Genomic DNA, 4,047 nt, shown 5'->3' with positions numbered 1-4,047 from the left:
GCCGGGAATCGCGGGTGGCTCGTTGGTCGCGCAGTGCTTCCCAGGTCCCGCCGAGCACTTCATGCGTGAAACGCAACGACACGCCCGAGTCGAGCGCATCGAACGCGCGGACCACCGGCAGCAGCGTGTCGAACTCCAGCACCTCGTCGCTGACGATCCACAATCGGTCTTCCCAGCCGCTCGCGACCTGCCGCACGCGCTGCGTCAGCCGCGCGACGTCCAGCGCCAGCCGCGCCGCCTCGTCGGTCAGCAACTGGCCGGCCGGCGTGAGCTGCAACCGGTAGCCGCGCCGGTCGAACAGCAGCGCGTCGAAGCGGGTTTCGAGCTGGCGCGCCGCGTGCGACACCGTCGACGGCGCCTTGCCGAGCCGCGCGGCCGCGCGCGACAGGCTGCCGGTGGCGCGGATCGCGTCGAGCAGCGCAAGTTCGTCTTCGGACAGCATGGGCACGCTCCGGTGTGGGGTTGACGTGGATCGTAAGGCAGCGGCGGGCGAAGGTCCAATCGGGGATACAGGCAGCGGATGCCAGTGACGGGGCCACCGGGCCGGTTCGACCTGCCTCCCCGATTCCTTGCCCCTTGGCGACCCGTAAAGGCGTCCCGCCAGGCCACCGCCGCGATCGACTTCCGGTATGCTGGTCGGCACGAAATCAAGGCAATCGAGGTAACCACTGCGATGGACATCGCGATCCGCATCGAAGGCCGTCACGACCTGACGGGGCAGATCTTCCGGCAACTGCGCACCGCGATCGTCGACGGGAGGCTCGCCGGCGGCGCGCGGCTGCCGTCGACGCGCGATCTCGCGAAACAGCTCGGCGTCTCGCGCAAGACGACGCTCGACGCGTTCGAGCGCCTCGTCGCCGAGGGCTACCTGAATACGCGCGCGGGCGACGGCACGTTCGTCGCCGACGGCCTCGCGCGCGTGCCTCACGCCGCGGCCATGTCGGCGCCGTCGATCGTCGAAGACACGCCGCGCATCGACGCGGTCGACGCACGCGCGCTGTGGGACGACCTGCCCGACGCGCTCGCGATGCCCGCACCGCAGGATTCGCCCGGCTTCGACTTTCGCGGCGGCGTGACCGACAAGGCGCTGTTCCCGTTCGACGCGTGGCGGCGCTGCCTGCATCACGCGCTGCGCCAGCAGATGCGCGGCCCCGCCCGGTACCACGATCCGGCCGGCGATCCGCAGTTGCGCGGCGCGATCGCGCGCTACGTCGCGTTCAGCCGTGCGGTCGCGTGCGGCTGGGACGACGTGCTCGTCACGCAAGGCGCGCAACAGGCGCTCGACCTGATCGCCCGCGTCGTCGTGCGGCCCGGCGATGTGGTGGCGGTCGAGGATCCTGGCTATCCGCCCGCCCGCGCCGCGTTCGCGTCGCTCGGCGCGACGGTGATCGGCGTGCCGGTCGACGCGCACGGGCTGGTGACGGAACGGCTGCCCGACGACGCGCGCCTCGTCTACGTCACGCCGTCGCATCAGTTCCCGCTCGGGATGCCGATGACACTGGACCGGCGCGTCGCACTGCTCGAATGGGCGCAGCGCCGCCGCGCGGTGATCATCGAGGACGACTACGACGGCGAGTTCCGCTTCGAAGGCCGGCCGGTGGAATCGCTGAAGAGCCTCGACCGCACGGGCCTCGTCGCGTATGTCGGTACGTTCTCCAAGACGATCTTTCCGGAACTGCGGATCGGTTACGCGATTCCGCCACGCGCGCTGCGCGGCGCGCTGGCCAAGGCGAAGCAGATCGTCGACTGGCACACCTGCACGCTGACGCAAGCGGCGCTCGCGCGCTTCATGCTCGAAGGCGATTTCGCGCGGCACCTGAAGCGCGTGCAGAAGCACTACGATGCGCGCCGCAAGATGCTGCTCGCGCATCTGCGCGGCGAACTCGCGCCGTGGTTCGACGCGATCGTGCCGACCGCCGGCATCCACCTCGCCGCCTACCTGAAACCGGGGCTCGACGAAGCGGCGCTGGTCCGCGCGGCCCGCGCGCAGGACATCGGCCTGTACGGCATCTCGGCGTTCCACGTCGGCGTGCCGGTCCGTGCGGGGCTGCTGTTCGGCTATGGCGGGATCGACGCGCTGCGCATCGATACGGCGCTCGCGAAGCTGGCCGGCCTCTTGGGTTCGGACACCCTCGGCGGCTCGGCACTGGTTACCTGAATTTTCAGAAAATTGGCCATTCAAGCAGGCCAGCATGCGTCCTAAAGTAGGTCCTGTCGCGCCACCGTGCGCCCCAACCGAAAAAGGACCCGCCATGCAACCGCGCCTGAACTTCTACGCCGCCAGCCCGAATGCGATCAAGGTGATGCGCAACGCCGAGGAATTCCTCGCGAAGAGCTCGATCGAAAAACCGCTCGCCGAACTCGTCCGCCTGCGCGCGTCGCAGATCAACGGCTGCGCGTTCTGCGTCGACATGCACACGACCGATGCGCGCAAGGGCGGCGAAACCGACCGCCGCCTGGCCACCGTCGTCACGTGGCGCGAAACGCCGTTCTTCACCGAGCGCGAACGCGCGGCGCTGGAATGGACCGAGGCGCTGACGCTGGTCGCCAGCAACCACGTGCCCGACGCCGTCTGGGAAGCCGTGAAGCCGCACTTCACCGACGAGGAGCTGTTCGACCTGTCGATGCTGATCGCGACGATCAACTCGTGGAACCGCTTCGCGATCGCGTTCCGCAAGATGCCCGAATAAGGAGACGGCGATGACTCACGCTACGCTCCTCCGTCGCGCCGCCCTGTGCGCGTGGCTCGCCGTGGCTGGCGCCGCACTGCTGCCGGCCGCCGCCCAGGCACACGACACCGGCGACAACGTGCACACGATCATGCAGCAGGCCGTGCCCGAAGCGCCCGGCAAGCTCGCCGTCGTCGCGACCGTCGACTATGCGCCCGGCCAGGCTTCCGAAGCCCACAAGCATCTCGGCTCGGTGTTCGCGGTCGTGTCGAAAGGCGAAGTGCTGTCGCAGGTGAACGGCGGCCCGCTGCATCGCTACCGCGCCGGCGAAGGCTGGTACGAAGCGCCCGGCTCACGCCACCAGGTGTCGCGCAACGCGAGCGCGACCGAGCCCGCGCAGCTCATCGTGTTCGGGCTGACCGGCGAACACGTGCCGCTGACGTCGCCAATCGATCAGTAACCGCTTTTCGGGGCGCGTGCCATTGCCCAGGCATGCGCCCTCGCTTCGCGACCGGGTGCCATGCCGTCGCCCCGCTCGTCTCCCTCGCCATTTCTCCATTAGCCGCTCCCTACATTCCGTCACCGGTTCGCTGCGTCACGCCGCGCCACGTCAAATCGCCGCCCGCCCGCGCCCCCCTTCGACGCTCGCCTGATCGCGATCATCTCCGGCGCAAACCCTTCCTTGAAATTAACTAACTCATCAATTAGCGTCGATTTCATGAACGCGAAATCCACCGTCGCCAGGCCGCGCGGGCGCCGCCCGTCGGTCGACGATTTCGACCTGCGCGACCACATGCTCGACGTCGCGATGCAGTTGTTCGCCGAGCGCGGGATCGCCGCGACGACCGTCGCGCAGATTGCCGCCGCCGCCGGCGTCACGTCGGCGATGGTTCACTACTACTTCACGAATCGCGAGCAACTGCTCGACGCGATCGTCGAGGAACGGCTCGCGCAGGTCATCGCGTTCGTATGGCGGCCGACCGAGCCGCAGATCGAAAACGACCCGTTCGCGCTCGTCGCCGAACTCGTCGACCGCTTCTTCGACGTCACGCACCGCATGCCGTGGCTGCCGTCGATCTGGCTGCGCGAAATCGTCCACGAAGGCGGGCTGCTGCGCGAGCGGATGGTCCGGCGCATTCCGCTCGAACATGTCGGGCGCTTCGCCGAGCGCATCCGCGGTGCGCAGCAGGCCGGCACGCTGAACCCCGCGCTCGAACCCGCGTTCCTGTTCCATTCGATCGTCGCGCTGGTGATGCTGCCGCTCGCGACCGCGAAGCTGTGGCAGAGCGCGCGCGGCCTGCCGCCGATCGACCGCGACGTGCTGCACCGCCATGTCCGCGCGCTGCTCGGTTCGGGCATGCAGCCGGCGGCCGCCGCG

6 protein-coding genes are annotated in these 4,047 nt (G+C 69.1%); 4 read left to right on the top strand and 2 right to left on the bottom strand.

The window, feature by feature from the left end; translation table 11 throughout:
* Window positions 1–442, bottom strand: a 442-nt coding sequence (locus G3N93_RS35610) for a LysR family transcriptional regulator (protein WP_206135080.1), incomplete at its 3' end; no start/stop codon positions are given.
* A gap of 231 nt (window positions 443–673) precedes the next feature.
* Here G3N93_RS35610 and G3N93_RS35605 point away from each other — a divergent pair.
* The 3 genes from G3N93_RS35605 (at window position 674) to G3N93_RS35595 (ending at window position 3,129) form a co-directional block, all read left to right on the top strand.
* Window positions 674–2,158 (top strand): PLP-dependent aminotransferase family protein, encoded by a 1,485-nt coding sequence (locus G3N93_RS35605; RefSeq protein ID WP_206135078.1) that lies wholly within the window; start codon window positions 674–676, stop codon window positions 2,156–2,158.
* A gap of 94 nt (window positions 2,159–2,252) precedes the next feature.
* The gene (locus G3N93_RS35600; RefSeq protein ID WP_006479143.1) at window positions 2,253–2,690 is read left to right on the top strand and encodes a carboxymuconolactone decarboxylase family protein; all 438 of its coding nucleotides are present in this window, start codon (window positions 2,253–2,255) and stop codon (window positions 2,688–2,690) included.
* 10 nt (window positions 2,691–2,700) lie between these two features.
* Window positions 2,701–3,129 (top strand): cupin domain-containing protein, encoded by a 429-nt coding sequence (locus G3N93_RS35595; RefSeq protein ID WP_206135076.1) that lies wholly within the window; start codon window positions 2,701–2,703, stop codon window positions 3,127–3,129.
* A gap of 119 nt (window positions 3,130–3,248) precedes the next feature.
* Here the strand turns inward: G3N93_RS35595 and G3N93_RS35590 are convergent, their stop codons facing one another.
* Window positions 3,249–3,389 (bottom strand): hypothetical protein, encoded by a 141-nt coding sequence (locus G3N93_RS35590; RefSeq protein ID WP_206135074.1) that lies wholly within the window; start codon window positions 3,387–3,389, stop codon window positions 3,249–3,251.
* Here G3N93_RS35590 and G3N93_RS35585 point away from each other — a divergent pair.
* Window positions 3,388–4,047 (top strand): TetR/AcrR family transcriptional regulator (locus tag G3N93_RS35585; protein ID WP_206135073.1); only part of this gene is annotated, 660 nt, incomplete at its 3' end. The two genes, G3N93_RS35590 and G3N93_RS35585, sit on opposite strands and share 2 nt — an antisense overlap.

The organism is Burkholderia sp. Se-20378 (assembly GCF_017104665.1).
GTDB classification, from domain to species: Bacteria; Pseudomonadota; Gammaproteobacteria; order Burkholderiales; family Burkholderiaceae; genus Burkholderia; species Burkholderia lata.
This window is presented reverse-complemented; position numbering and strand designations above follow the sequence as displayed.

Bases quoted from the DNA above. Each gene is read 5' to 3' on its own strand.
- G3N93_RS35605 (WP_206135078.1), top strand. From the start codon at position 674: ATGGACATCGCGATCCGCATCGAAGGCCGTCACGACCTGACGGGGCAG.
- G3N93_RS35600 (WP_006479143.1), top strand. From the start codon at position 2,253: ATGCAACCGCGCCTGAACTTCTACGCCGCCAGCCCGAATGCGATCAAG.
- G3N93_RS35595 (WP_206135076.1), top strand. From the start codon at position 2,701: ATGACTCACGCTACGCTCCTCCGTCGCGCCGCCCTGTGCGCGTGGCTC.
- G3N93_RS35590 (WP_206135074.1), bottom strand. From the start codon at position 3,389: ATGAAATCGACGCTAATTGATGAGTTAGTTAATTTCAAGGAAGGGTTT.